Annotated in this window: 23 protein-coding genes and 1 tRNA gene; 2 read left to right on the top strand and 22 right to left on the bottom strand. The window is 53.6% G+C overall.

Translation table 11 applies throughout. The features are described 5' to 3' along the window. Positions 1-54: 54 nt before the first annotated feature. The 21 genes from srtB to KSZ58_RS16315 form a co-directional block, all read right to left on the bottom strand. The gene (gene srtB, locus KSZ58_RS16415) at positions 55-4,971 is read right to left on the bottom strand and encodes a class B sortase (protein WP_044983842.1); all 4,917 of its coding nucleotides are present in this window, start codon (positions 4,969-4,971) and stop codon (positions 55-57) included. Positions 4,972-5,020: 49 nt separating this feature from the next. Then, the gene (locus tag KSZ58_RS16410) at positions 5,021-6,190 is read right to left on the bottom strand and encodes a DUF4366 domain-containing protein (RefSeq protein ID WP_009249971.1); all 1,170 of its coding nucleotides are present in this window, start codon (positions 6,188-6,190) and stop codon (positions 5,021-5,023) included. Beyond that, positions 6,180-6,425 (bottom strand): DUF4315 family protein, encoded by a 246-nt coding sequence (locus KSZ58_RS16405; protein WP_009249970.1) that lies wholly within the window; start codon positions 6,423-6,425, stop codon positions 6,180-6,182. The genes KSZ58_RS16410 and KSZ58_RS16405 overlap by 11 nt, the downstream gene beginning before the upstream one ends. An 18-nt stretch (positions 6,426-6,443) precedes the next feature. Next, a complete protein-coding gene (locus tag KSZ58_RS23515) occupies positions 6,444-9,224 on the bottom strand; it encodes a CD1108 family mobile element protein (protein ID WP_009249969.1) in 2,781 nt (926 codons plus the stop codon). A 45-nt stretch (positions 9,225-9,269) separates the two neighbouring features. Next, on the bottom strand, positions 9,270-11,702 hold the full coding sequence (locus KSZ58_RS16395; RefSeq protein ID WP_374102567.1) for a VirB4-like conjugal transfer ATPase, CD1110 family: 2,433 nt from the start codon (positions 11,700-11,702) through the stop codon (positions 9,270-9,272). Then, on the bottom strand, positions 11,641-12,075 hold the full coding sequence (locus KSZ58_RS16390; RefSeq protein WP_044983744.1) for a PrgI family protein: 435 nt from the start codon (positions 12,073-12,075) through the stop codon (positions 11,641-11,643). The genes KSZ58_RS16395 and KSZ58_RS16390 overlap by 62 nt, the downstream gene beginning before the upstream one ends. A 33-nt stretch (positions 12,076-12,108) precedes the next feature. After that, a complete protein-coding gene (locus KSZ58_RS16385) occupies positions 12,109-12,663 on the bottom strand; it encodes an MT-A70 family methyltransferase (RefSeq protein WP_009249967.1) in 555 nt (184 codons plus the stop codon). Then, entirely contained in the window at positions 12,663-13,103 is a 441-nt protein-coding gene (locus KSZ58_RS16380; protein WP_009249966.1) for a SpoVG family protein, read from the bottom strand. The genes KSZ58_RS16385 and KSZ58_RS16380 overlap by 1 nt, the downstream gene beginning before the upstream one ends. Positions 13,104-13,142: 39 nt before the next feature. Next, positions 13,143-14,006 carry a VirB6/TrbL-like conjugal transfer protein, CD1112 family gene (locus tag KSZ58_RS16375; protein ID WP_009249965.1) on the bottom strand — a complete coding sequence of 288 codons (864 nt, stop codon included), beginning with the start codon at positions 14,004-14,006 and terminating at the stop codon, positions 13,143-13,145. A 6-nt stretch (positions 14,007-14,012) separates the two neighbouring features. Then, the gene (locus tag KSZ58_RS16370; protein ID WP_213048843.1) at positions 14,013-14,228 is read right to left on the bottom strand and encodes a Maff2 family mobile element protein; all 216 of its coding nucleotides are present in this window, start codon (positions 14,226-14,228) and stop codon (positions 14,013-14,015) included. Between the two features lie 243 nt (positions 14,229-14,471). Then, entirely contained in the window at positions 14,472-16,319 is a 1,848-nt protein-coding gene (locus KSZ58_RS16365; protein ID WP_161129555.1) for a VirD4-like conjugal transfer protein, CD1115 family, read from the bottom strand. Continuing rightward, positions 16,316-16,786: a PcfB family protein gene (locus tag KSZ58_RS16360; protein ID WP_009252029.1), complete on the bottom strand. Its 471-nt coding sequence runs from the start codon at positions 16,784-16,786 to the stop codon at positions 16,316-16,318. The genes KSZ58_RS16365 and KSZ58_RS16360 overlap by 4 nt, the downstream gene beginning before the upstream one ends. 36 nt (positions 16,787-16,822) lie before the next feature. Next, positions 16,823-17,623, bottom strand: coding sequence for a hypothetical protein (locus KSZ58_RS16355; protein WP_009252030.1), 801 nt, complete (start codon positions 17,621-17,623; stop codon positions 16,823-16,825). 6 nt (positions 17,624-17,629) lie between these two features. Beyond that, entirely contained in the window at positions 17,630-18,742 is a 1,113-nt protein-coding gene (locus tag KSZ58_RS23510) for a YodL domain-containing protein (protein ID WP_009252031.1), read from the bottom strand. Further along, positions 18,739-19,110 (bottom strand): DUF4314 domain-containing protein, encoded by a 372-nt coding sequence (locus tag KSZ58_RS16345; protein ID WP_009252032.1) that lies wholly within the window; start codon positions 19,108-19,110, stop codon positions 18,739-18,741. Before KSZ58_RS16345 ends, KSZ58_RS23510 begins: the two co-directional genes overlap by 4 nt. Next, positions 19,107-19,943 carry a hypothetical protein gene (locus KSZ58_RS16340; RefSeq protein ID WP_009252033.1) on the bottom strand — a complete coding sequence of 279 codons (837 nt, stop codon included), beginning with the start codon at positions 19,941-19,943 and terminating at the stop codon, positions 19,107-19,109. The genes KSZ58_RS16345 and KSZ58_RS16340 overlap by 4 nt, the downstream gene beginning before the upstream one ends. Before the next feature lie 12 nt (positions 19,944-19,955). After that, entirely contained in the window at positions 19,956-21,986 is a 2,031-nt protein-coding gene (locus tag KSZ58_RS16335) for an LPD1 domain-containing protein (protein WP_009252034.1), read from the bottom strand. A 38-nt stretch (positions 21,987-22,024) separates the two neighbouring features. Then, the gene (locus KSZ58_RS16330) at positions 22,025-22,312 is read right to left on the bottom strand and encodes a DNA-binding transcriptional regulator (RefSeq protein ID WP_009252035.1); all 288 of its coding nucleotides are present in this window, start codon (positions 22,310-22,312) and stop codon (positions 22,025-22,027) included. A 15-nt stretch (positions 22,313-22,327) separates the two neighbouring features. Beyond that, a complete protein-coding gene (locus KSZ58_RS16325) occupies positions 22,328-23,308 on the bottom strand; it encodes a DUF3991 domain-containing protein (RefSeq protein WP_009252036.1) in 981 nt (326 codons plus the stop codon). A gap of 77 nt (positions 23,309-23,385) precedes the next feature. Then, a complete protein-coding gene (locus KSZ58_RS16320; RefSeq protein ID WP_009252037.1) occupies positions 23,386-24,258 on the bottom strand; it encodes a DUF6017 domain-containing protein in 873 nt (290 codons plus the stop codon). A 29-nt stretch (positions 24,259-24,287) separates the two neighbouring features. Next, positions 24,288-24,809, bottom strand: a complete 522-nt coding sequence (locus KSZ58_RS16315) for a DUF5720 family protein (protein WP_009252038.1) — start codon at positions 24,807-24,809, stop codon at positions 24,288-24,290. Positions 24,810-24,837: 28 nt separating this feature from the next. On the opposite strand from KSZ58_RS16315, the gene KSZ58_RS16310 reads away from it, so the two are divergent. Both KSZ58_RS16310 and KSZ58_RS16305 read left to right on the top strand, forming a co-directional pair. Further along, the gene (locus KSZ58_RS16310) at positions 24,838-25,113 is read left to right on the top strand and encodes a hypothetical protein (RefSeq protein WP_217752800.1); all 276 of its coding nucleotides are present in this window, start codon (positions 24,838-24,840) and stop codon (positions 25,111-25,113) included. Continuing rightward, positions 25,089-25,244 (top strand): hypothetical protein, encoded by a 156-nt coding sequence (locus KSZ58_RS16305; RefSeq protein ID WP_254884728.1) that lies wholly within the window; start codon positions 25,089-25,091, stop codon positions 25,242-25,244. Before KSZ58_RS16310 ends, KSZ58_RS16305 begins: the two co-directional genes overlap by 25 nt. A gap of 319 nt (positions 25,245-25,563) precedes the next feature. Here the strand turns inward: KSZ58_RS16305 and KSZ58_RS16300 are convergent. Further along, positions 25,564-25,647: transfer RNA gene (locus KSZ58_RS16300), tRNA-Leu, on the bottom strand. Between the last annotated feature and the right edge of the window lie 304 nt (positions 25,648-25,951).

The raw sequence follows: 25,951 nt of genomic DNA, 5'->3' as shown, positions 1-25,951 counted from the left end.
AAAAATCCTCCTTGTAAATGACTGGTGCGGGAGCACATGCCCCCGCACCGGTTTTCAGTCTGCTTCGTTGTTTACTTCCACCAGCTTTGCCATGACGATGAAGCGGCTCGCGCCTCCGGGCGTGCAGGTGGAAAGGGTCAGCACCTTATCGCTGCTTGTCACCGTGACGTCCGTTTCCACAACAGAACGCTCCGCCATAGCGGTAAGCCAGGTCGTATAAGCGCCGTCATCCTTCCAGCTAAGACGCCAGGGAGAGGTATCGCTGCCGGATTCGGAAGGCTTTGCCACAAACGCCGCGAAAACCTCACAGAGATAACCGCCCTCCGGGGTCACAAGGTACATCTGCTTATGGGTATCAAAGTAGCTCTGTTCGTCATACTCATTCAGGGCGGCGAACATGGAGCCGTCCCGCATGTTATGTCCGTAAATAATGGTGTTCCGGTCAGAAAAATCCGCCTTGTTCTCATAATCCGCGAACAGGCATCCCACCTTATTGTAGGTGCCGTCATACAGGTGGTGCAGGTAATACTCGTTGTCATCCGCCTGCGTTACCGGGTAGTTGATCACCGTATCGGGAAGGGTAAGCCACCCGATGATGTCCGGCCCGCTTTCCCGCAAAGATTCAAAATCCACCATAGGAAGAACCACGGAAGGGGCTGACCCAGCAGGTTCCGTTTCAATGGGTGCGGTCCCGGTCTCCATATCCTCCGGTGTTTCGGTCCGCTCCGGCAGCTCCACCAGTCCTGCGAGGTCATCATAAGCCCCGGCGCTTTCACTGTACTGGCAGAGGTCACGGACCATCAGGAAGCCGCTGCCTAACGCCAGTGCCGCGCAGAGGGAGAGGGCCGCAATGCCCGCAGCCTTTGTCTTAGGGGTCTGTCTGCTGTATTTCCCCTTCTTGAAATAGAGGGCAGCAAACATCCCACCGCCGATCAGAGCCAGCGCCAGAAGGCCGCCGTACAGGAAAATGAAATTGTCATCACCGGTCTGCGGTACTGCCTTATCAGGATTAGACGGTGTGGAAGGCTTGGACGGTGTTTTCGGATTATCAGGAGTTTCCGGTTTTTCTGGTTTCTCATTAAAGAACTGGACCGTTGCGGTCTGGTCCGCCTTGATCTCCACCGTGGCCGCGTCAGGAATGATATAATCCTTGCTTGCACGGTTGGAAAGCTCGGTTACGGTATAAATGCCGACGCGCAGCCCCTTGACCTCGATCACGCCGGATTTCGGTGTGGTGAAGGTCTCACAGTAAGAACCGTCTGCGCTCTTGACCTCAATGGCAAATCCGTCCTTGCGTCCGTCACTGGAATCTTTGGTGATTTTCAGGTTGCCGCGGTATGCCTCATTGGTAAATCCCCGGCCTGCCTCGCCGTTTTCGATCACAACGGTCTGGCCGTCCTCGGTGATCGCAAAGTAATAAGCCTTTTCGTCAGGCTGGTAGCCCTCCGGCGCTTTCTTTTCTTTTACGAAATAGCCCTTAGCCAGAAGATCCTCCGCCATGTGGAATCCGCCGTCTGTCTCTTTCAGGGCGCCGACCAGCGTATCTTCGGCATCCAGCTCCTTGTTGCCGTTGGCGTCCTCATACAGTTCAAACACCGCGCCGGAGAGGAAGCGCAGGAAAGTATTCTCCTTATCGCTCTCCACAGAGGAAGGTTCATCCACCGCCTCGGTCTTATGGAGCTGCACCCGTCCGCGGATCAGGGTATTATCCACGCGGAATTCGATTGTCTGGCCGTCCGCACCGATATAAATGTGGTGTTCCTCCGGGCTCACCGTATAGAGCGCGGGAGCGGAAATTTCCTTTACAATCCAGTGACCGTAAGGGATATTCTCAAAGGCAAAGCTGCCATCCTCACCGGTGGTTACGGTAAGCAGCGCGTTTTCCTCGGTAAATTCTTCGGTGTCAGGCTTAAACAGGCCCATCACCGCGCCGGCCAGCTTCACATCTTCGCCAACCTCCGTGCTCTCGCCATATTTCACACCGTCAATGCGTCCGCGGAGCAGGTCATTGGGAACAGCCTCGCCCTCATTTATCAGGATAGAGACAAGAGCAGCCTCCTGACCCGCATATTCAAAAACTACCGGGTATTTGGTATCGGAAAGCACATAGGCGCTGTTGGTGGTGCGCTCCTGCACATAATAGCTGCCAAACGGAAGGTCGGAATCAAAGCAAGCGTCATAGCCGCCCGCCTCATTTGCGGAAACGGAGACCACTTCCAGAAGCCCGCCTGCCGGGATCACGCTGCCATCCGCCGCCGTCAAGTCAGCGGAAGCATACAGACCAAAGGAAATGTCCTTGTATTCCTCATTCATGCCAAGCCCGAAAAGCTCGTCTGTTTCCAGAGCTTTGAACAGGGCAACATCCACTTTCTGGCGCTCGTCATACAACCCTACTGCGGTCTGCGTGACCTCCACGGTCTCGCCCGCGTAGGTCAGCTCCGCATATTCCGGGACAGCATTTACGACCATGCCAGCCGGCGCCTGCCGTTCTTCCAGACGGTAGCGGCCCAGGTACAGAAGTACGCTTGTGGCGGTTCCATCTTCCCCGGTGGTAAGGGTCTCTACAACTGTGTCCTTTGCTACTCGGAGGGTCCCGTCGCCGGTGTAAATATCCTCGTCAGCGATCACATCATAAACTGCGCCGGGAAGCCCGGCCACTTCATATACCGGCTGATACAGGCCGTCGTTTTCCTGGACGGAAGCGAACACCTCGCCGGTCTTTGTGATGGTGAGCTGGCCCTTCTGGGGCATGTTGTACTGTGTGACGGTCACAACCGCCTCGCTGCCGTCAATGGTGAACGGTACGGGCTCACTGGAAAGGACATAACCGTAAGGAGCCGCCACCTCATAAAGCTCATAATCCCCGGTATGCAGAGGTTCCGGCAGCATGAGCCAGCCTTCGTCCGAAACATAGAAGGTATCAAGGGTCTCCGGGTTTGGGTAGAAGATTTCCTGGGTGACAAATTCCCCGGTGGAAAGGTCCTTGATCTGGAAGCCCGTGCCGGTCATCGGGATAATGCTCCCGGTCTCGGCGTCGCATTTCTCCACCTTGAGCCTTGCGGTAATGGTGCGGTTATTCAGAATATAGCTGTAGGTCTGGCCGTCTGCGGAAATAAAGACGGTAAAATCAGGAATGAACGCCTTGCCTTCCTCACCGGCTGTCTGGTGGACCGTATAATGGCCGTAAGGCAGCATTTTGGAGGAAGTAAAGCCGTCGCTGTCCGTGGTGAGCAGGTCGCGCTCGCTTTCCTTCGCCGCATCATAGCTACCCGCCGCCTTCAAGTAGATTTCAAAGACGGCGCCGGCCTCCGGGTGCTCGATCACACCCTCATTCGGTTCTTCCGTATTTTCATCTTCGGACACATCCGGGTCCGGGTCGTCCGTATGCTTGACAAGCTGGATATTGCCATAGATCACGGTTTCCGTGACCTGGTTCTCCGTAGTGTTCAGCTCCACCTCGTACAGCGCCGGGGAAGCGCCCACCTCATAGACCGTATCATTCAGAAGATAACCGGTGCTGGGCTCGATTTCCCGTACCGTCCAGCTATCGCCGCAGACATAGTAACGGGTCATAAAGCTGCCGTCCGGCCCGGTGGTATAGGTATCTACCAGCTCGCCATTGTTATAAATCCCATAGGTCGCCCCGGCAAGGGTGGCGTCGCCCTGGGCGGTCCCGGTGTCCGCGTCGCTCTTTACCACATGCACGCGGAATTTCTTCAAAATATTGCTGAAATGGACGGAAGCAGTCTGGCCGCTCTCAATAGTGATGTACTGTGCGGAAGGGGTCACATAGCGGTCAACCGGGATTTCCGTCACCAGGTAAGTGCCGGGCAGGAATTTCTTTTCCACCTGGCCGTTATCCCCGGTAGTAACAGTCTCATTGACTTCATTTCCCAAAATATCCGTGCCGGAAATGCGGAAGGAAATGCCGGACACAATGCCGTCCTCACTGGTCTTGACGATCTTCGCGGTGCCGTAGGTCTCCGTTTTGATGTTCATAAAGAAGGAAACCGGGTCGCTGGCGCCGGTCATCATGGTCTGATAACCAGGGCGGCCCCAGATCAGCATGTCGTTGGCAACCGGAATGTCTTTTCTGAACTCAAAGCTCACCGGCTCCATAATCATGTTTTTGCTGGTGAAGGTGTACTGGTTGCCGTTCCTGCTCACGGTCACGCCGCTGCCGGAAAGCATTTGCAGGTCGATATTCAGGTTGTTGGTGTCGGTAACAGTCAGGGTATAGACCTTTCTGCTGGTGTCCCATTTCAGTTCCAGAACAGGGGCATCCCCCTTATTCGCCGCGGTAAAGGAAGGGACGGTGGAGTGGGACGCCACCTGTTCCAGAATCCAGTTGTATGCCTTTTCCGCAGGACGCCCGGCAACCACGCTGTAATACTGGTCCGCCGAAGCGTGGCCGTTGCTGTGCCGGCTGTAGGGGTCGCTGCGAAGCTGCTGCTGGTATTCCCAGAGGATGATCTGCGTCGCCATTTTATAATCGTCCTCATTGATTCCGGAAACAGGAAGGGAGGCGCCGGGTTTCCAGCCATAGATCGCAGTCAGGGTAATGCCGCGCCTGGCAGCGGACGGGAGCATATTCAGGTAATCGCTGTTGGTCCCGTTCTCCGAAGTATAGGTATTTTCGGAAGTGTTGTAGGGAATCCCGCTCTCCACGCAGTAGACCGAATGGGTCACGCCGTCCGAATCTGTCAGCATGTAGTGCCGGTAGGCGCTGCCGCCGGAGCCGGAACGTTTATCCGTGGTTCCGTCTGAATTGTAAGCAAGGAAATTGGTAGGCACCGGGGAATAATAATGCTGCCCGTCAGACCCTACATACTGGTCGCCCAGCCAGGAGCTTGCTTTCTGGCCCACGCCTGCCGCAAACGCCTGGGCGGGAAGCAGGCTAAAGACGCATACCGCGCAGAGTAAAAATGCCACGATCCTGTGCAGACCGCGGCGGTGTGTATTCGTTTTCATATTCACGATAGAAAGACCTCACTTTCATAAAATAGGTAAGGACGGCGCATTACTCGCCGTCCTCATGGGTGCTATCCTCAAAGTCATCCTCGGAGAGATATTCCGGTTCGCCGTAAGCCTCGTCCGGGTCAAAGCCCTCCCCGTAGCCGTCGTCCTCGTCAAATTCGTCCTCGTCCGCCGCCTGCTGTTTCGGGCGCACGATCTTCACATAATAGCCGACGCCTCCGACTGCAAGCAGGGCGACGATGATAAAGATGATCGTGCCGACGCTGCCGGTATCTTTCTTTGGCTGTTCCGATTCAGCCGGTTCCTCCGGCTCTGCCGGCTTTTCCTTTCCGATGCAGCCGTTTAAGTCATTTTTGCAGACCGGGCAGCCGGTATTGACTTTTCCGGCCTCGCATTTCTCCTTACAGGTGCAGACATCCGCAGCGGGGATCACGCTCACGCTGCCATCATTCTTTTCCGCAAGGGCCATCAGGTCCGCCTCGGTGACGCCATTCAGAAAGTAAACGTTGTTGTCGTCACGCTTGCCGTCAATGATAAGGTAGAACACATTCCCGGCCTCGGTGGTAATGGTGTAAAACTGTTTATCCCCATCCTCGCCGGTGGCGCTGTCCAGCACGGTCCCGGTCCCCTCCGGGGTGAAAGCGCCCTCCGGGACGGAGGAAGTGGTGGGCTCCGGTGTGCCGGAATTTCCTGTACTGCCGGAGCTGCCGTCCTGGGAGCTTGTGCCGCCCGAATCCGTTCCCGTATTGGAACTGCTGCTTTGGGTGCCCGTGCTGCCGGAAGAAGCTGCCTGGGTCTGTACCGGTTTTGTTGCCGGGGTGCTGCTCTGGCTCGGCTGCGTGGGGGCAGCCGGCTTTTCCGTGGACACCGGTTCCTTGTAATAGGGGTTGTCAAATTGCACGGCATCAGAACGGTTGCCGGCATAATCCACCGCGTAGACGCTCACTTTTTTATCTGTGCCGGCATAATCCTTCAGCGCGACAGAGGCTTTCCCGTCCACAAGGGAATTTACACGGGTCTTGTCGATATAGACCGCCTCCACGCCGGAATTGTCGTCGCTGCTTACGATCTTTACGGTTTCCCCATCCAGCACCGCCGTAAGCGTGGGCGGCGTGGTGTCCTTGCCCCCGGCGGCAAAAGCCGTCATGGGCAAGGTCATGGCGCCTATGAGAAAGACAAGCGCCACAAGGAGAGAGATTCGTTTAGTCCTCATGCACTTCCTCCTGTTCCTGCGGCGAAGACTCCTGTGCGGACGCCATCTGCCGCGTTTTTAAGAATTCGGCCAGTTCCTGGGGCGTCAGGTGGTAGCTGCGGGCCACCGCCACAAAGTCGGTGTTCTCCAGCTCCGTTTTCTGTTTCTCCAAATCCTGGAGCCTGGCCTGCTGCTCCGCGATCTTCGCCTTGGTCTTTTCAATGTCTTTTGCCAGTTTTTCAATTTTAGGGTTCAAGTTGTTACCTCCATTCTGTTAAGGCAGCCGCGCAAAGGTGTAAAAATGCTGCTGCCAGTAACTTGTATTGATATTTGCGTAAGAGATCGGGTCCCCGCAGTGGATCATCATTCCGTTACCCACATAGATTCCCACATGGCTTGCGCCGCTGGTGTTATAGGTCCCCTGGAAGAAAATCAGGTCGCCGGGTCTTGCGTCCGCACTCGATACAGGCGTACACACGCCTAAAAGCCCGTCCGCGGTAAGCCGCCCGAAGTTCCAGCCGGTATGGTTGACTACCCAGGAAACGAAGCCTGAACAGTCAAAGGAAGTGGAAGGGCTTGCGCCGCCCCACACATACGGATAGCCTAAGTATTTCTCCGCCTCCGCGATCATGGCCGCGAACTGTTCATCCGCAAGGGCCTCCGGCGGAATATCGTAATCAAAGTAGCTGCCGCCTCCGCCTGCGCCAATGGCTGGCAGCCCGGTACTGCCGGTGTCACCGGTATCTGCAAAATACAGCGGATTCAAATACTGCCCGTCCACCAATACCTCCAGGTGCAGGTGCGGCCCGGTGGAATTGCCGGTGCTGCCGACCTTCGCGATTACATCCCCGGCCTTTACTTCCTGGCCCACGGACACAAGAAGCTGTGAACAGTGGCCGTATTTCGTGGTAAGGGTATGCCCCTCGTAAGCCTCGCCTTCAATGGCGACACACAGGCCGTAGCCGCCCGCGTTTCCTGCCAGCGTAACCGTACCGTCATGGCCGGCTAAGATTTCCGTGCCCTGGGCCATGCCGATGTCAACGCCGGTATGGTAGTTCTTTTCCCCGCTGATGGGGTGTACCCGGTAGCCGTAGTAGCTGGTGACATAGGGCAGCCAGTTTATCCCAAAGACATTTTTCACATACTGCCGGTTGCCCTTGGTCTGCAATAGAATCTCACAGATTTCTTTCTGCTCGGTGCTCATGCGCTGCACCACCAGGTTTGCAAGAGGCGTGGCCGTGAGCTTTACATTCAGAATGTGCCACTCATACGGTACTTCTTCCTCGGTTTCCTCGCCGGTCTCCGGGTCAACATGGGTCTCTGTCCGGTAGCGGATTTCCGTTTCCTCCGTAAAGGTAAGGGAATACTGCTCATTAAAAAGCTGCCGCAGGACGCCCTCGATCTGCTCATAGGTGAAATTCTGATAGGCAGAAGTGAGATAGCCCATCAGGATATAGGGGTCATGCTCGATTGCGCCGATGTTATAGCGGTACTCGTCATAACCGGGCCGGTCTGTCTCCACACGGTCTATTTCCATTTGCAGGTCTGTTTCCCACTCGGTATAGATAAGCTCCGCGTTGTTGATGTCCTGGTCCTCCGCCAGATAGGTAGAGGCGGCGATACTTCCCAGGCCCCCGGTCCCGATATTGGAAAACGAGGAAAACAGCGAAGAAATGAGAAATACCACCAAAAGCAGAAGGACGAGAATGCTGCAGATAACCGGGTGACGCTTGACGGTGTTTACCACCGAAGCAGCGATCTTTTCCGTTGTAACGGCTGCGTTCTTTGCCCGCTTTCCGGTTTTCTGTGCCTCCCTTGCGGCTTTGGCATACTGCCGTTTCAGCTTTTGCTTCTGCCACATCCGGGCAAGGAAATTTTTCTTTAGCTCCGGGTGTTCCGAAAGGGTCTGCCGGTAGGCAAGCTTCGCGTTAGCCCTCGCTGATTTCTGCTGTAACTTTGTCACCCGGCGGTATGGCGCTGTTTTATGGCGGTGGTACAGGGTGCGCGCCCAGGCCTCACCCACAAGCTCGGTGCGGTGGGCGGCTTTCACGCCGACATTTTCTTCCTCCGCCTGGTAGATTTTCTTATGGGCGTAGCCGACAGCCGTATTCGCTGCCGCCTTTACCGGGCGCATGGGAAGGGAGCCCTTTACATGCGCCCGCTGGGATTTTACTTCCTGCTCAAATTTCAGCCGTTTTTTTGCTTTGCCGGTCTCCGGGTCGGAAGCCGTCTCCATCCGCAGTTTTTTCCGGGAAGGCAGACGCGCCTCGGCGTCCTCCAGCTTCTTTTCCACACGCTCGGCCCTGCGCCTCGCCTGGGTCAGCTTTTTATCCGCCGCCTCCGGTGGCAGCTCGTCAGCGGTAAATTCCAGCTTGGAAGGCCGTTTCGGTTCTCCCTCGGCTGAACCCGGCTGTTTCTCCTGGGGTTCCTCGGCTTTTGCCGCCTCCTGGAAACGCTGCTGGTACTTGTTGCCATGCTGGTGCATCCGGCGTCTGCCCGATGTTTCCCCGGCATTTGTGCTGCCGGCCTCCGAAGCAGCGGAAGCCTCCGAACTGCCGGAACCGGGCAACTCCTGGCCGCCGCGCCGGGAAAAGTCTGCATCCCGGCGCTGGAGCCTGCCGGAATCACTGTGCCTGGAATCCTGCTGCCTGCTTTCGCGGAAGCTGTCACGCCCGGAAAAATCCGGCCCGTTTTGCTGCGGAACGCTGCGGCTGTCCTGAATGAAGCTGTCAGAATCCCCGGACGACTGCCGGGAAAAAGCCTCCGCATGTGTTCCATAGTCCGCAGATTCATAAGCCGCCATTTCATCCACTGGCTGCCGGGAAGCAGCAGCATACGTATTGGAATCCGTTGCTGGAACTGCGCCGTCCTCCGAAGCCCCTTGATACAGGTTCCACCCTCTATGGCGGTTATCTTCCTGCACAGGAGCGTCACGGGCCCGGCGCAGATCAAAATCCTGCCCGCGCATCTCGCCGGTCCGGACGTCGGTTTCTGTTTTTCCCGCCGGCTGCCGCACCGCGTCTTTGGGCCGTCTGAACTCTTTATCACGGGACATATCCATCACCTCCAGTCTGAATTATCGTTGCTGGTCTGCCGGCGCTCATGCGCCTGCCACTTCATCCGGCCTTGTGGTAAGGACCGAATACAGAAGGGTGTCCTTCGGGAAGTGATCGACGAAAGGAATAATCACATTGCCGAAAAACAAAAGACCCTCGCCGGGGCCGGAATGGGTCACATAGGAAAGCTGGTGGGGCGAAATGCCTAACTGCTTCGCCAAAATCTGCCGGTCTCCCTGGGCCTGGTTGAGCATGTAGATAAAATCCGAGTTCTCAAAGATGTTCTCGATCTCCCTGGAAGCCAGCAGGTCCTTCACATTCTGCGTTAAACCGCTGGGAATCCCGCCCCATTTTCTGAACCGTTTCCATATCTCTACACTGAAACTTCCGGTCTGTCCTTTCAGCAGGAGGTGGAATTCGTCGATATAGAACCAGGTCGTCTTATGCTTGGAGCGGTTGGCCGTAACACGGTTCCAGACCGCGTCCTGCATGATAAGAAGGCCGATCTCTTTCAGGGCCTTTCCCAATGACTTCAACTGGAAGCACAGTACCCGGTGGTGATCCATCTGGATATTGGAACGGTGGTTAAACACATTCAAGGAACCATTGACGTAGATTTCCAGCGCCGTGGCGATATTCTGCGCCTCCGGTTCGCTCTGTTTGCGAAGGAGGTCGTACAAATCCCCCAGGATTGGCATGTTTTCCGGGCGCGGGTCCTGCAAATAGTCCCGGTACACAAGCCTTGTGCAGCGGTCAATGATCGTCTTTTCAATAGGGGAAAGCCCCTCCTTGCCGCCGATGATAAGGTCACACAGAGACAGGATAAAATCACTTTTCAGGGTGATCGGGTTTTCATCATCCGAATAGTCCAGGTTTATATCCATCGGATTGATGTAGTTAGTGGAGTTAGGGGAAATGTCAATGACCTGCCCCTGAGCTCCAAACTGCTTTACCAAAGGCCCGTACTCATTTTCCGGGTCTGCTATGATAATGTCGTCCTCCGTCAGAAGGAACACATTGACGATCTCACGCTTGGCAGAGAAAGATTTGCCACTGCCGGGCGTACCCAGGAACAGGCCGTTGGGGTTTTTCAGGTTCTTGCGGTTCGCCATAATCAGGTTGTTGCTAAGGGCATTGAGACCGTAATACAAAGCCTCGCCCTCCTGAAACAGCTCGCAGGTGGTAAACGGCACGAAAATGGCCGTGCTGCTGGTGGTAAGACCCCGCTCGATCTCGATCTGGTTCTGCCCCAGGCATAGAGAGGACATAAGGCCCTGCTCCTGCTGGAAGTCCAGGCGTTTCAGGGCACAGTTGTATTTCTGCGCCACACCGGAAGCGGAAAAAATATCCGTAAACAGCTTTTTGCGCTTCGGGGCGATATTCTCCACCAGAACCGTCACAAGGAACATCCTTTCATTCCGGCTCTGCAAATCCTGCAGGAGATTTTTCGCTTCTTCCCCATAAGTGGCAAGGTCGGTAGGTATGATGTCCATGTCATAGCCGGAGCGGACCGCTTTCTTCTGTTCCTCAATCGTCATCTTCTGCAAATCAGACATCTTGCGTTTGATGTTCTTGATCGCCTGGGCCTGGTCGATAGACTGGATATGCAGGTTGATTGTCACGGCGTCATCCAGGTCAAGCAGTTCCGCCAGCAGCCGATCCGTCAGCTCCGGGGCCAAAATCTGCAAGAAGGACACCGCGCCGGAATGGTCGCCCACCCGGAAGGTCTTGCCGTCCTGGGAGAAGGAGAGACCGGAAGGGGCGATATAGTCCTTTGTGGAGAGCCCGGTTTTCGGCAAATCCGACCAGTTAAAATGAAGTTTCTCCTGGCCGTCCGGGTGGAGCTGGCTGTGCAGAAGCTCCAGACGTTCCAGCCCGTTTAAGGGCCTTGCCTGCACGCCCAGGGCTTTGAAGTTCCCCAGCACGTCCGTTTCGATCCGTTCCAGACGCATTTTCGCCGTGCGAAGGTCCTCCGCTTCAATCCCGAAGGTGATGTATTTCCGCTTGGTAAGGCCGTTGTTGCCCTTTTGGAGCTGGTTCTTTAACATATCCGCGTACTCCCTGCGGATTCCGTCGTACTCGTCGCCACGGGCAGGAATCTCTATGCTGTGAACAAAGTCCTGCATATTGGCCCGCTGGTTGATGAAGGTGAGCTGCACATGGATCGAGGCGTCAAAGTAATTGAGAAAATCGCAGTAGCCCTCAAAAATCTGCGCCTTGTCGTCCGCCTGCGCGAGCTGGTAGTTAATATCAAAGAACTGCACCGTCTTGGTGTAATAATTGCCGCTCACACGGCAGATACCGTCCCGGTACATTTCCTTATAGGGAATACTCTGCTGGACCGTCTGCGGGGCGTCCGCTTTCAGCCCGGAAAAAAAGCCGGGCTTTTTCTTCGGCCCGGCAGGAGAGGCAGTTTTACTTCCTGCCTTTCTTGCTTCGGTGCGGGTCTTTTTTGCCTGCTTTACGTTTCTTTGCAGACGTTTTTCCTGCGCCTCCTGCTGTCTGGTTTTTGGCAATCTGTGATACCTCCTTTTTGGATATGGATTTGTAGAAGTTTTCTGTCCGGTAAGGGCGGTCCTTCGGCCAGAGCTTATAGCGGAGCCGGTTCCTTAACAGCTTTTCCGCCGGCTGCCCGTCCTTCTCATACATGGCAAAGAAGAAAAAGGGCATCATCAGGCCGATCATAAGGAGCACCGCCGCCGAATTGCCGATGGCGCCGCGGGTAAGGAAATATACCGGCAGCCCCACCAGCGCGGCCAGACTGAAACAAATAAGCTGGCGCTTTGTCAGGCCAGCGGCTACTTTGGTCTTGACTTTGGTTAAGTCTTTGGGTACGGGTACATAAGGCATTTCGTTGTCACCTCCGATCTGCGAGAATCTTTTTTATCCGTTTTGCGGCATTGTAATACTGCAATCCACTTCATTGCCCCATACATCCCAGCCGGGGGTCTGCTGCCTGGCAAAAAGCTCCACCCTGGGCTGATCTCCCATGAGCTTTATGATCTTGTCCCGCACTTCATCGGGTTTCTTGCTGTGCTGCTCGATATGGGAGATCACAAACTGGTGGATTCCCGCACACTGGCGTTTCGGGTGCCCGCGTGTTGCCAGCAGACATACCTCCGCGTTGGAGCGGGTCCAGAAGCCCATCCCATAAAACCAGCTATCGGCTTTCCGGTTCTGCTTCAGCCACAGAAACGCCAGGGTCTTATAGTGGAAGCCCCATGCCTCAATCACCCGGAACGCCTCATTAAGCTGCGGGAAGGTGGCCCATAGAAAAAGCGCACTGTCTTTGGCCGCAAGGTCTGCAACCGGCAGTGCGCATATTTCATCCATGCTCATGGTGGGGTAATGGTTTTCTGCCACGCCTTTGCCGCGCTTCATGTCATAGCGCCAGGGCGGGTCCGCGTACACAATGCCATATTTCTTAGCCTCCGCCATCAGCGGGCCTGCTCACTCTTGGCAGGCGCGGGCTTTGCCGGCTGCGTCTTGACCTTTCCGGCATTTTCTTTCAGGGCGCCGGTCAGGGAAGGCTTTTCTGCGTCCCTGGTCGCTTCAAGGGTGGCCTGCAAATTTTCAATCGCCTGGCCGTACCCTTCGATCAGGGCGTCGTTGAGCTGCCTGCGAAAGTCCGCCGTCACCGGCCAGCACACATCCCTCCATTTTCCCTGCTTATCCTGGGTGGAAGGCATGTTGACATACAGGCCGTTCTCGCCGGAGCAGATACGGAAGCCGTCGATCTTGAAACAGTCGCCAATCGTCACGTTGGCAAAGGCCAAGAGGTTCCCCATCGGGGCAATCGGGCGCACGGTTACATCCAGCTTCAAGCTTTCGGACGCCTGAGTGTCCGGCTGCATGGGTTCGGTATTGGTTTTACTCATAATGAAAGTTCCTCCTTGTTAAAATGTAGTTGTTACCCGCTAATGCGAGTTGAATATACTTTTAGATAACGAGCCTGTCTTAAAGAGGGCGAAGGCCAGCAGTACGGTATATCCCGCCGTGCCCCAGATCGCACCGTGAATATCGCCGGACGAGGGGATCGACTGGACCAGCACCGCGTAGATCGCGACGCATACCAGAATTAAGAACCCCTGGAATCCCAGAGCGAACAGGGAACGAAGGTAATTCGTCCCCATCTGTCCCCATTCACGGTTTGCCATTGTGGAAAACGGTATGGGTGCCAGGCTGACCGTGAGATATATTTCAATCATGCGGCCATAGACAATGACAAAGATCACAATAGACAGTACCCACATACACAGGTTGATGATGTTGGTTTCCAGCCATAAGCCGATCAGCTCCCACATCCCCATTGCTTCAAGCTGCGTTTCCAGGTCAGCCAGCGCCGCCGTGACATCCAGGTTCCCGTTTATCACGCCGGCGCTCCGCGATACCACATTTTGGGCGACATCAAACACCGCCATGACAATCGTAAAACAGTTGGTAAGCAGGTAGGTGGCTACAAAGGTCTTGAAGATCCACTTGAAGATGTTGAACGTATCAAAATCGTGCATGTTGTTCTTTTCCAAAATCATCTGAATCAGCTCATATACCAGCACAAAGGTCAGGATCATGCCCGCAATGGGAATGACGACGGTTTCAGAAAGATTCTGGATCATACTGAACACGCCGCCATTCCAGCCCTGCGGGGTCTGTCCGACCTGCCCGGCCACATCCGCGACCTGGCTGTTTACCGATTCAAAAATACTGGTGTACTGCCCGGTGATCGCTTCGATCAGGCCCTCTTTGATCCAGTCTGTTATCCAATCAAACAGACTGCCCATCGGCTATTAACTGAACAGACCGGACAGGAGCGGAATCAGCGTGGCACCCACCAGGGCGATACCGCCGCCCGCCATAAGCTGCTTGATCCCCTGGGATTTTGCACCGGGGTTGTCGTTGCCGTAACCTTCCAAAAGGTTGATGACACCCCATGCGCCGAGACCCGCGCCCAGGGCGATCACGAGAATTTTCAGCGTGTCAATCGCGCTTGTAAAAAAAGCCATAAAGTTAATCCTCCTTAATGTTCATAGAATTTATTGTTGTGGCCGCATTGGGCCGGAAACGAAAAAAGCCGCCGCCATGTTCAAATAGAAAACCTACAAAAACATGACGGCAGCATAAGGGGCAGGACAAGACCTGCGGGGGATATTCAGTTGTCAGGGAGAATCACGAATCCGCAATAGGCGCCTCCTTTCCAAAGGGTATAGAAAAACCCGCCATACAATAAGGAAATGATACGGCGGGTTTTACGCGCTTGTCTGCGCTGCCAGTTCTTCCGGCGTGATCTCATAGTTGGGGTACAGCTCTCTGGGACGTACAGGCAGTCTTGTAGACAGGTATTTCTCTATGTCAAAGGCGTTCTTTTCGTCAAAATCCGAAAGATATTTGTAATTCGGGTGTTTGGTAATGTCATACTTCCGGGACAGGAAGGGACGCACGCCCCTGATCTGCAGGAGGCATTTTCCGCCGTCCATCACCGCAAGCTCGTCAACGGACATCAAATCTTTTCCCAGCTTTTGAAAGTTCTGCCCGTGGGATTCCTGGGTGCCCTTCGTGACGCTGGTGTTATATAGATCAATGGTTTCTTTCCCCAGCAGGGAGTTCCAGCTTTTCAAGGTGGTTTCCTCCTTACCTCCCAGGAAAAGAGAAGAATCACAGTTGCCGATGATCGTGTCCATGTTGTCCTTATAAAGCGCTTTGAGCTGACTCTGGGCCTGCAATACCAGGCAGGCGGATATTTCCCTGGAACGGATCGTTGCCATCAGCTTTTCCAGGTTCGGGATTTGGCCTATATTGGCCGCCTCGTCGATCAGGCACCGCACATGGACCGGGAGCCTGCCACCAAATTTATCATCCGCCCGCTCACAGAGCAGGTTGAATAGCTGGGTATAAGCCATACTGACAAGGAAATTAAAGGTCGCGTCCGTATCACTGATAATAAAGAACAGCGCCGTTTTCCTGTCGCCCACCAGGTCAAGTTCCAGCTCGTCATACATGGTGATCTCCCGGACTTCCTTAATGTCAAACGGGGCAAGCCTGGCGCCGCAGCTAATTAAGATCGACTTAGCCGTCTTGCCTGCGGCCAGCTTGTATTTTTTATACTGCCGGAGGGCAAAGTGATCCGGGTCTTTCTGCTCCAGTGCGTCAAACAGCAAATCTACCGCGTTCTTGAAAGTCTCGTCATCCTCCCGGACCTCCATAGCGTTTATCATTTCCACCAGCGTGGAAAAGTTCTGCTCATTGGAGGGCGCTTCATAATAGATGTAGCCGATCAGCGCCGTATAGAGCAGTGTTTCGGCCTTGACCCAGAAATCGTCTCCCGATTTCCCTTCGCCTTTCGTGTTGGCGATCAGCACCGTTACCAGTTTGAGAATGTCCTTCTCATTGTGGATATACGCAAAAGGGTTATAGTGCATACTCTTTGAGAAATTGATGGTGTTGAATACCTTGATTTTATACGGCTCATACACGATCTTACCATTCTTGCCACGGACCGGCTTTCCGTCCTTATCCAGCTTCGGTGTGCCCCGGCTTAACAGCTTTCCAACCTCAATCAAGACCGTGCCCTTCGGATCGGTAACGACATAGGAGCTGTGCATCTGCATGAGATTGGGCTTGATAAAAAACCTCGTTTTGCCGGAGCCGGAACCGCCGACCACCAGCACATTTTTATTCCGGGCGTTGGCCGGGTTCTTCGGCCTGCCGGACATCATAAGCCCCTCGCTCTGCGTCAGAATGATGTTGTTTTCCGGTTTTTGGTCCATAAACGGTGCAATATCCGTTTTGCTGCCCCAGCGGGCAGAACCGTATTCCACATTTTTACGGTACTTTTTTGCGTCCTTTCCTTTGAGATACACCGCCAGCCTCATAATGACCGCACCGCAGAGCCCCACCAGCCAATCCAGCGCCGCACCGGGCCACATGCTCTGAAAGGCCAAAGTGAAGCCTTCACTTAGCCCCAGCAGTTTTTGCGAAGCATCCGCTCCGGGAGCCAGCCGTACCGTCTGGCCCAGCTTTGCGAATACCAAAAGGAACAGAAGGTAAGGCAGGTGGAGGATCACCTGCTTTTTCAGGGTGACCGTATCTATCTTCAACGCTCCGGCCCTCCATGCTCCTTATTCTTTACCTTGTCACGGCCAAGCGCCTGTGCCAGCTCTTTGAATTTGGCAAGCTGGGAAAGCAGCGACGGCCTGGTGCTACGGGCAAGGTCTTTTCTTGTATATTCCTTAAATGCCGCGGTCAGGGCGTCCGCCTGGTTTGCCTTGAAATACACCGTCCATTTGGGCGGATCCGTGCCGGGGTCTTTTTCAATGTGATAGCGGACCTCATGCTTTTTGGCGATCCGTTCAAAAGAGCGAATCCGTCCGGTCACTTCAATGGTACTGGCGCCGGGGTCCCTGGCGGTCAGCCGCTTCATGCTGTTGCGGCCAACTTTCGGGGTATTGCGGCTATGCTCCATCTTTTGAAGCGCGGCGGCAATGGCCGCTTTCAGCACCCGCCCGGACAGCTTTGCCGCCTGGACCGTGACCGACATGGTTCTTTGTTCAATATCTTCCTGCACCTACATCCTCCTTCCTGAAAAAATATAGTCTGTTCATTACCGTGCCTCACTTAGTACCTGCTGGCGCGGGGCGTGTTCGTGGGCTTTTTCCGCCTGTTCGATCTGAATCCGGGCGTGCCGAAGGAGCGTCTTAATCATGGAAGCCGGTTCTTTCACTTCCGAAAGGTGCTCCGTCATGCCTTTGCACTCGTCTGGCAGATAATCCGCCATTGCTTTACAGGCATCTTCCAGACTTCCGATGAATCCCCAGCAGCTATCCGACAGCTCGCCGTTTTTATACAGCTCAAAGCCATAACACTCACCCCGGAGATAGGCGTCATACTCAGCAACCTCGCCCCTAAGCAAATCCTCGGCTTTTTTTCGGAGGGCGCCGGTCATTTTCTCCCCGCCGAACTCTTTCAGCACATCCTCTTTGGAAACATACACCCAACCTACCTGCCCGCTGTCCCAGGGATCGTGGAAACTCTCTGTCTGCATGGCAAGGCCGCTGTGGTCCAGAAGGTACAGGGGCATCACAACGTATTTTTCAGAGATCACCCGGAGCATGGCATCATCCACGGCACGGGGGTCGGGGTGGTCGCCAGTCATTTTCCGGCTCCAGACCATATTTACCATGCGCTCATAGCGTTCCGTGCCGCGCTCATTGTTGCCAACGGTGTTTAAGTACATTTCCCGCAGAAAATCGTCCTTGTCAATATAGTTGTGGTGGTCGCCCAGGGCATAGCGGGGGTGGAAGCATACCATTGTCCCGAAGTTGTCATTAACTTCACGAGGGCTGATCAGCATATCGTCCGGCTGCACCATTAAGGCATAGGGTTCCTGTTCTGCCATCAGCATAAGCCATCAGCTCCTTTCCGGTTCTTTCTTTTTCTCCGGCGTCTTAGGTTCTGCCTTTGCCGCCTGTTTCTTAGCGTCGTCAAGCAGCTCCCGCAGCGACACATCCCGCTTTGCCTCCGGCTGCCGGGCGCCGCCCAAAAAATCCGGCACTTCCTTAAACCCAATGCTGTCCACATAGTAGGCGGTGTCGCTGCCTTTTTCGTGGAGCACTACTACATCAGAGACAGAAAGGGAATGCCCCTTAAAATCCTCCGGGTGGTCGATGTTAAAGCGGGTATAAATATCTTCCAGTGTTTCGCCGGGCGAAAGCTCCGCCGCATAGACCATCTGGTAATTGTCCCTGTCTACCGGGAGCCCTTTCTTTTCCAGCCAATCAAGGGACATAAAGCGCAGGTCATCGGTGCTGTCCGATAAGTCAAGCTGGTAAATGGAGTAGGCGCTGATCCCGTATTCTTTTTCATAGGCGGCAATGCGATCCAGCAGCGGCCCGGCCTCGCCGTTCAGGTGTTCCTCCTGAATGACAGTTGCCATCCTCATGCGTATCTTTCCGGTCTGCCCGGAAAGGAGTTCGTCCGCCATGCGTTCTTTTTCCTCATGGAAAACGGGGTGCATATCCGCATAAGCGTCACTGTACTGCCGCAGGAACACATCCAGGTCAAAGGCCAGGTCCGTGGACTCGTCCAGCCGCATTTCTTCCCGCTGTGCCTCCTGTGCGGCCATCTGCGCCCGCTGTGCCTCCTGTTCTTCAGGGGAAGGGACCGGCTGCTTGACTGCCAGGATTTTCCCGGCAATGCGGACAAACTGCTCCGGGTGCTCAAACTGCTGCCGGTATTTCTCCATAAGGTCTGCTGGAAGGTCTGTAAAATCTTCCTCGCCAAGCCCGCAGAGAAAGAAATTCCCTGCAACAATGTCATAGATATTGCCCTCGTCATCATGGAGAGCACGGTTCAGGGGAAGCCCCATGTATTTGCCTTCCTCGTTACAGATCAAGGCAACCGGGTCATCGTAAGGGTAAACAGCCTGAATGTCCCCGCCGACAGCGGCCTGCAATGGCTCCAGACCTTCGCCAATTTCTGCCGCATAGGGGACTTTCCCAGGCTCCACCATTAAAACTTTCATAACTGCATATCCTCCTTCTTTTTATTCGGCTTTGCCTGCCGCCTGCCTTCTTCCCGTTCTTTCCCTGGCTGCGTTTTGGAAGCGGTAAGCCTGCTTACGACAGAACCCTTCGCCGCATTCTCCGCCTCAATCTCTTTTGCGGACAGCCTGCGAAAACTGTCTGTGTCCGGGATAAGGGCAAGCCCGCTGCCATTGTCCCATTTCACATGAATCTGAGACTGGTCATCCACATAGTTAACCGTTCCCCTCATTCCTGCCGGAATCGGTGCAAACGGATCATCCATCCCAATCAGTTCCAGCCTTGTACCGGGAGGGTATGACTGCCGGTAAGATTCTGCCATGCGGCGGTTCTTTTCCCACTCATTCATAAGCTGCTCCTTTCTTCTGACTGATATTTTTCTCCCTGTCGGACCGGCTGCCCGGATTCTTTTGCGTCCAGCTTCGCCGCCGCCAGTTTCCCCAGCACGGAAGGCTTTTCCGCCTTTTCGGGCAAAGAAATATCGCCCTCCGAAACCTCGGCGGCGGTGTGCTCTGCCTTGACCGGTTCCTGGCCCTCCACGGTATAACCGGGAAGGAGGGTACCGTGAACGGTAAAGTGGTGCTCATATTCTTTTGGAATCTGCGGAGAGATTTCTGTAAACAGGTGGGAGTAGGCTTTCTTGCGCCCATCCAGGTATTTCATAGCGGCGGCTTTGTCGGTATAGCGTTTCTGGTTCTGCCCGGCGATCTTTTCCCCATATCCCTCCTTCGGGGAATTCACATACACATCCCATGTCACATACCAGGCAACCGGGACGCTTTGCTTCGTTTCCCGGTCATATTTGGTATCTTCCCAAACGCTGCATGTCATCTTATAGACACGGTTGCTGATTTCCTCGGCGTCCCGCCAGTTGCCGGTTTTGCGCCATTCATTTCCCGTATGTGCAACCTCCGGGGTCCGCAGGTATTCCAGCGAGCGGTTCAATTTCTGTGTGACTGCCGCCTGCTGTTCCCATTGTTTTGCCGCCGCCTGCACGATTGCAAGGGCTTTCTGCTCGCCGTCTATGCTGTCCTGACGCAATGCCTCCAGTGCATCCGCACCCTGCGTAATCAGGGAAGATATATCCACATCCTCACAATATACGTTGTGCTCCAATTTGAGCTGGCTGCCTTCCGTTAGATAGTCAAACCGGTAAACCTGATAATCCTTGTTTTCTTCCAATGTTTCACCTCCTTAAATCTCCGGCGCGTGGGACTTTTTAGGAGCCGCCTGCGCCGGGGTACTTTTTTCTGCCGATCTTGCCGCCGCAAGTTGCCCGATCACCGAAGGGCGTTCCATCGTAAATATGGTAATCTGCTCATTTTCAGCCAACGGTACAGCCTGCACCGCAAGGGGCAGCGTTGTTTCCGCATGGGTAAGGGTGTGCTGCAATTTCAAATCTGCCACGATCTCGTCAAACACCGCGTTGATCGCCCTGCGTTCCTCACCCTGGGGATAGGCTTTCAAAACCTCTGTTTCCCCGGATTTATCCATGACAAGGGCTACCGCGCAATCCGCATGGCCGGCCAGATAATCAGAAGCATAGGGCAGCTTATCCTTGATATAACAGGCAAAAGCCCTGGCCGTCATTTCCGTGTTGCTGTCCCAATAGCCGCCGTCTTTCTCGCATTCTTTTCCCATTTTTACGGAATTGCGGTAGTAGTCGGTCTCTGTCCGCCCGATCTGCGGGGTTTCCTGTTCCTGCATCCTGTGAAGCATCCGCTCGAACATTTCCAAACGTTCACGATCACTTTTGGGAATCACATGGCCGCTGACGGATTTCTTTAAGGCGCTGATCTGATCCACAGAACCGACCTCCCCGGAAAGGAAAGCGTCTTTTAATGCCACATACTGTTCCAGCGTACTTTCATTGCCGTACCGCTTCAAGGAGCCAAGCACCGCCGAATCCAGCCAGCTTGCCGCGTTTTTCTTTGTCCGGCTGTTCTGTGCCTCGGTGCGTTTGGCCGCCTGCTCCGGCGTCTCCGGTTTGTACTTCATGGTATCAATGAGCTTTTGGAACAATGGGTAAAGGCGGGGCTGTTCTGAGAGCATCCCTTTCGCGCCCATCTTTGCCCCCAAATAGTCGTCAAAGCCGTGCCACCATTCATGCGCCAGGGAACCGGCCCCGTGCATCTTCGTAAGGTTGATGACCTTGCGGAGCGGTTCATAATGGGCCGCGGCGTTGCCGCTGCCCCTGGCACCGAAAGCGATAGCAAGCGTGCCGCCAAAGGCAATATCCTGATCGCTGATCTGTAAGGCAGCCGCCAGGTCTTTCAGTGCTTCAAATCCCATGTTCAGGGACGCCTGCCGGTCATTCTGGTTCATCCAGTTTCCAAATTCGCCGCCCCGGAAGCCGAAAGTGTCAAGATAATGCTGTCCGGTGATCTCCTGACCGCTCCGGTAGTCCGGCCCGGTCCGTCTCACATGCGCAAGCTGCGGAGGGGTAAACCGGACCTTTCCGCCTTTGCTCCGCTGCCGGGCAAAATCCTGTACCCATTTCAGGGCTGCCTCACGGGATTCCAAATTTGTCTGCAAAATGGAATAGCCTTTCGTCACATAATAGGTGCCGGGTTTCCAGTCGTTATTTCTGGAATAGGTGTTTTTCCCGTCATTGAAGTGGATCGCATAGCCCTTTGGCATCTTCTGGTCTTTGGAAACGCCAAACTGTTCCTGCTGCGCCTTTTGCGTGAAATCCCGGTCAAAGTGAGAAGCGGAGCGGATATGTAAGGCCTGCACCAGCTTATTGGTAATGACCGGGTTATCCAGGGATTTCTTCGTAGCGCGGTAATGGGTTCCGCTGGCCCAGCCCTGCACCTGCTCCACATATCCATTTTGTATCAGAAAGCGGTCATAGGCTTGCATAGCGTCATCCAGTGTGCGCACATCCTCGATCACGGCCTGTAGCTGCCGGACGGTCTCAATATATTCCTCCTGCCTGGCACGCCTGAGCTCCGGGGTTTTGTCACTGTACCGGTATTGGGGAGAAGCCCCCAGGCTGTCCCGTGCCTTTTTGATGAAATAGACAACGCCGAGGGGAACGCCATCGTCAAGCATGGCCTGATAGTCCGGTTTCTTCCAGACATTATCCTTCTTGACGAATTTCTCCGCCTCCCGCTCATTCATGGCGCCCAGGTCGTCTACATACAGGCCGCGGTCTTTCCAGAGGTCTTTTTTCGCACCTCCGATCTTTTCCCCAAAATCCTCATGCTGTAAATTTTCTGCCAAACATTATCACCTCCAGTCTGTGCGAAAACTTAACGCAATCATTTATAAGCATTTCCATCCTCCGGGTGCTGTCCGCCGGCAATCTTGCTCACGATTTCCGGCCCGGTTTCATAAATTTGCATCAGGCGCTTGGCCGTGCCGCTGGGCTGAACGGCGCCGCTGGTCCAGAGCCGGACAGTGGAGGGCGTAACGTTCATCAGAAGCGCAAAGCCCTTTTCGTTCATATCCAATTTTTCCATCAAAGCCTTAACCATATCGGGGCCATATTCCGGGCACCGGGCGGCTTCGGCGATCATTTGCAAAGCGGTATTTTCTGTCTTCGTCATGTTAAAATCCTCCTGTTAAATTGAAATAGCCGCCTGTTTCTGGCGGCATTGTAGTTGACGGCCTTTAATTTGTTCCCTGATATGTTGCAGCTTTTCGTTATAGTCCTTTCCGACGCGGGGCGGGTTGACGCTCACCCGGATATGCTTAAACCGCTGATCCTCATGGAGCATGGCTTTGATTTTCCGGGCATTGGTAAGGCCGCCAAGATCATTGTCCATGTAAAGCGTGACCCGCTTTATTTCCGGGTGGCGTTCCAGAAACGCGGTCAGCGCCACATGGGAGGTGCCTCCCAGGGATAAGCGGTAGCCATTCCATTTCCAGCCTTCGAGCTCTTGCAGCGTGGCATGGGAAAGTGCGTCAATGGGAGCCTCAAAAACGGCCACATGGCGGCTGCCCGGATTCTGCGGTGGGTAGCAGAAGCTAAATTCCTTGTCACTGCCATAAACATCCTTTTTGAGATTGCCGGTGATACCGCGCATACAGGCAAACTTCGCTTTCCCCGCGTTGTCTTTTCCGACAAACACGCAGACCGGTTCGCCATGATACCGGGCCTCATAGAAAAGCCCGTTCCGAAAGCACCGGCTGATCACATCCGAACTGATCCCGCGCCGCTGCAAATACGAAACAGCGGCGGTAGCACACCGTCTGGCCCAGGGCAGCGTAAACGGTTTCTTTTCCGGCTCTCTCTGTGCCTGCTTTGCCGCCGCGCTTTGGTAAGCCGGCGTCTGCCGTATTTCTCCGCCTGCCAGTGCTTGAACCGCATCCACCAGACCATAGCCCCGAATCTGGATCAGGTAATCCAGGGCGTTAATACTGCGGCCCCGGCTGTTCCAGTACCAGTACCGTTTCCCGGTCACATAGACCAGGCTGTCATGCTCCTTGTGCCGGTAATTGGGGCCGTCCCGTTTGAGCACGCCGGGCTCATGGGATTGCAGCCAGGCGAACAGGTCCGCCTCCCGTGCCGCCTGAATCTGCTCTTTGGTTACACCGGGCATGGTGTCGGCACAGATTTTCGTTTCATCGTGCTTCGCCTCCTTCCTGTGATGATATGAAAAAAGACGCCTGAAAGCGCCTAACAGCCGTACAGGTCATGGTTGACCTCCGCACGGTAATAGCTATCCATTGTTGCCGGCGCGTTATACAGCGCTGCCAGCAGATAAGCCTTGATGTTGTTGACCTTCGTAACGTTCTTGTCGATACAGTCAAAAACATACTCCAGGTGGTCGGAATTGATCTTTAAGAACCGGCTCCTGACAACCTCCCGTGGGAAGTCGTCTCCGGCAATGCGGATATAGGGCCGTCTTGACAGCACCGTTTCCAGCATAAGCTCCACAGTCTCGTCCATGCGTTCCTGCCCATAGCGGGGAACCAGAAAGTCATACTCAATATTCTCTTTGATAATTCCACGGTATGCCTCTGCCATATCCATCCTATCAATCCCATCCTGACAGCCTGCCGTTTCCGGCTCTTCCGGATAGATTGATTGATGTGTCCTTGATATATCCGTTTTTGATTTTTTAGTTTTTTGTGGATTAGTATTTAATTGTGCGGGATTTTCCTGTTCAGGTTCCGCCTGTTCAGGTTTTGCCTGTCTTGGATTTACCTGTCTTGGATTTTCCCGTTTAGGTGAAACACCTTGTTTTACGCCGGTTACAGGCTTTTCGTGGATCGTGTACTCAATATCGCCGAGCTGTCCGTTCTCATTGCGGAGGCGCTGCCTGGTGAGATACCCGTGCCGTTCCAGCTCCTTCAGGGCGGTGGTAATGGAATCCACGCCATCCCTGCAAATGTGGGCCAGCCCCTTTGTGGTATAATCCCAATCTTCCGGCAGCGACAGCATAAGGGAAAGAAGCCCCTTCGCCTTTAAGGACAGTTCCGTATTGCGCAGGTGGTGATTGCTCATAACCGTAAAGTCCTTCGTTTTCTCTACACGGAATACAGCCATTTCACAGCCTCCTTTCTTCGGTTATTCCGTTACAAAGCGCGGTCCCTGCGGTCATAATGGAGATGGCCGCCTGAGACCTTCGCATGATTTTTCAGTTTGACTTCGCCCCGTTCCTGGCTCTCTAAGAATTTCTGATAGCCGGCCTCCGTAAGAAACAGGCGCATTTTATCGCCCTTATCCCCAACAGGGGAATCATAGGACAGCACATCAAAGACGATCATGTGCTTAACCTCCGGGTCAAAGCGTTCCAGCCCCATGATGTCATGCCCCTTTAATTTCTCCGCGCCGGACTGCTGCCTGGCCTCGGCGATCCTTTCCCCGATAGTCCGGGGCGGGTGGGGCAGCCGGTAATTCTTCTGAATGTCCCGCACCAAATCCATGCACTCACGGTCCGACAGAACACGCACCTTTGCCATAAGGCTTTCCGCCGCCTCCCGCAGCTCGGAATTGTTTGAATATCGCACGGTCATGTAAAGCTCATTCAGAACCTTTGCCTGACAGTCTCCTTCGGCCTGAAAGAGCATCTTTTTTTCCATTTCGTTCAGTTCCATGTGTGGCTCCTTTCTTCTAAAAATCTGCATGAAAAAAGGGCGTCCACCTAAAAAGATGAAACGCCCACGGCAATCAGCGGCCAGGCAAAATGCCGGACCGCTGGCACTATTCGGTTTTGTCGTTAATGTAACAGCCTCCTTTTTTCGTCAATTTTCTCGCCATATTTCAACTTGGGAAAAGGAATTGAATAGACGGCGACAAACGCTGAAACCCCTTGAAAATCAAGGCTTTTTCCGTTTGTCGTTATTATACCGTAATGGCATACTTGTGCAACAAGAATGTGTATCAAAGGAGAAAATCTAGTTAAAGTTCAAAAATGGTTGGGACACTCTAGTATTACTACGACTGCAAATACTTATGCACATTTAGATGTTTTATCAAAAGTAGAATCAGCAAATTTGATGCTAGATATTTTACCTGATAGTCTTATTTAGTCATTTCAGAGGTAAAATATTAGTATTAATAAATATATTATTTAGGGTTAAATAATTTTAAATATCATGCGTTGGCAAAATCGTGTGGAGGCAAAAAAATAACAAAAGTTAAAAAGAACCATTTAGGAGGTATTATGAGTTTTTAATGAATTAACAAGCAAGTTGTTATTTTATTTTTAATTGAAAATTTACGGAGGCAATTTTAAAACTCTATTTTCTATCAAAAAAATTAAAATATTAATTTTCTGTCAATTTTGGCTATAAAAAGAAAAAACTCTCAAAACCCTTATAAATAAAGGACTTGAGAGTACTTAACAACTGGTGCGGGCGACAGGAATCGAACCTGCACTCCGATGGAACTAGATCCTAAGTCTAGCGTGTCTGCCAATTTCACCACGCCCGCATAATGTATTCCTTATTAAGTTTTTCTAAAATTCACGAGATGCATATAAAACAGAACTAACAATTCCGAACAAGCTCCTAAGTCTAGCGTGTCTGCCAATTTCACCACGCCCGCAAATGCTTTAATATTATAACACATCCTGTGATAATTGCAATCCTTTCTCTAAAATTTATAAAAAAGCTGAAGTGAAAAGTTAAATTCCACTTTCAAAGTAGCTAAGTAGAAAAGACTCTTACACAACAATCTAGTTGAATTTACACTTACAATTGCATTTAGTCTTTCATATATCCTTTTTTATATCTAT

This window comes from Erysipelatoclostridium sp. DFI.2.3 (genome assembly GCF_019132535.1).
In the GTDB taxonomy this organism is placed as follows: domain Bacteria; phylum Bacillota_I; class Bacilli_A; order Erysipelotrichales; family Erysipelotrichaceae; genus Clostridium_AQ; species Clostridium_AQ innocuum.
This window is presented reverse-complemented; position numbering and strand designations above follow the sequence as displayed.

Bases quoted from the DNA above. Each gene is read 5' to 3' on its own strand.
- srtB (WP_044983842.1), bottom strand. From the start codon at position 4,971: ATGAAAACGAATACACACCGCCGCGGTCTGCACAGGATCGTGGCATTT.
- KSZ58_RS16410 (WP_009249971.1), bottom strand. From the start codon at position 6,190: ATGAGGACTAAACGAATCTCTCTCCTTGTGGCGCTTGTCTTTCTCATA.
- KSZ58_RS23515 (WP_009249969.1), bottom strand. From the start codon at position 9,224: ATGTCCCGTGATAAAGAGTTCAGACGGCCCAAAGACGCGGTGCGGCAG.
- KSZ58_RS16390 (WP_044983744.1), bottom strand. From the start codon at position 12,075: ATGCCTTATGTACCCGTACCCAAAGACTTAACCAAAGTCAAGACCAAA.
- KSZ58_RS16385 (WP_009249967.1), bottom strand. From the start codon at position 12,663: ATGGCGGAGGCTAAGAAATATGGCATTGTGTACGCGGACCCGCCCTGG.
- KSZ58_RS16380 (WP_009249966.1), bottom strand. From the start codon at position 13,103: ATGAGTAAAACCAATACCGAACCCATGCAGCCGGACACTCAGGCGTCC.
- KSZ58_RS16375 (WP_009249965.1), bottom strand. From the start codon at position 14,006: ATGGGCAGTCTGTTTGATTGGATAACAGACTGGATCAAAGAGGGCCTG.
- KSZ58_RS16370 (WP_213048843.1), bottom strand. From the start codon at position 14,228: ATGGCTTTTTTTACAAGCGCGATTGACACGCTGAAAATTCTCGTGATC.
- KSZ58_RS16355 (WP_009252030.1), bottom strand. From the start codon at position 17,623: ATGCTGATGGCAGAACAGGAACCCTATGCCTTAATGGTGCAGCCGGAC.
- KSZ58_RS23510 (WP_009252031.1), bottom strand. From the start codon at position 18,742: ATGAAAGTTTTAATGGTGGAGCCTGGGAAAGTCCCCTATGCGGCAGAA.
- KSZ58_RS16345 (WP_009252032.1), bottom strand. From the start codon at position 19,110: ATGAATGAGTGGGAAAAGAACCGCCGCATGGCAGAATCTTACCGGCAG.
- KSZ58_RS16330 (WP_009252035.1), bottom strand. From the start codon at position 22,312: ATGACGAAGACAGAAAATACCGCTTTGCAAATGATCGCCGAAGCCGCC.
- KSZ58_RS16325 (WP_009252036.1), bottom strand. From the start codon at position 23,308: ATGCCCGGTGTAACCAAAGAGCAGATTCAGGCGGCACGGGAGGCGGAC.
- KSZ58_RS16320 (WP_009252037.1), bottom strand. From the start codon at position 24,258: ATGGCTGTATTCCGTGTAGAGAAAACGAAGGACTTTACGGTTATGAGC.
- KSZ58_RS16315 (WP_009252038.1), bottom strand. From the start codon at position 24,809: ATGGAACTGAACGAAATGGAAAAAAAGATGCTCTTTCAGGCCGAAGGA.
- KSZ58_RS16310 (WP_217752800.1), top strand. From the start codon at position 24,838: ATGAAAAAAGGGCGTCCACCTAAAAAGATGAAACGCCCACGGCAATCA.
- KSZ58_RS16305 (WP_254884728.1), top strand. From the start codon at position 25,089: ATGTGTATCAAAGGAGAAAATCTAGTTAAAGTTCAAAAATGGTTGGGA.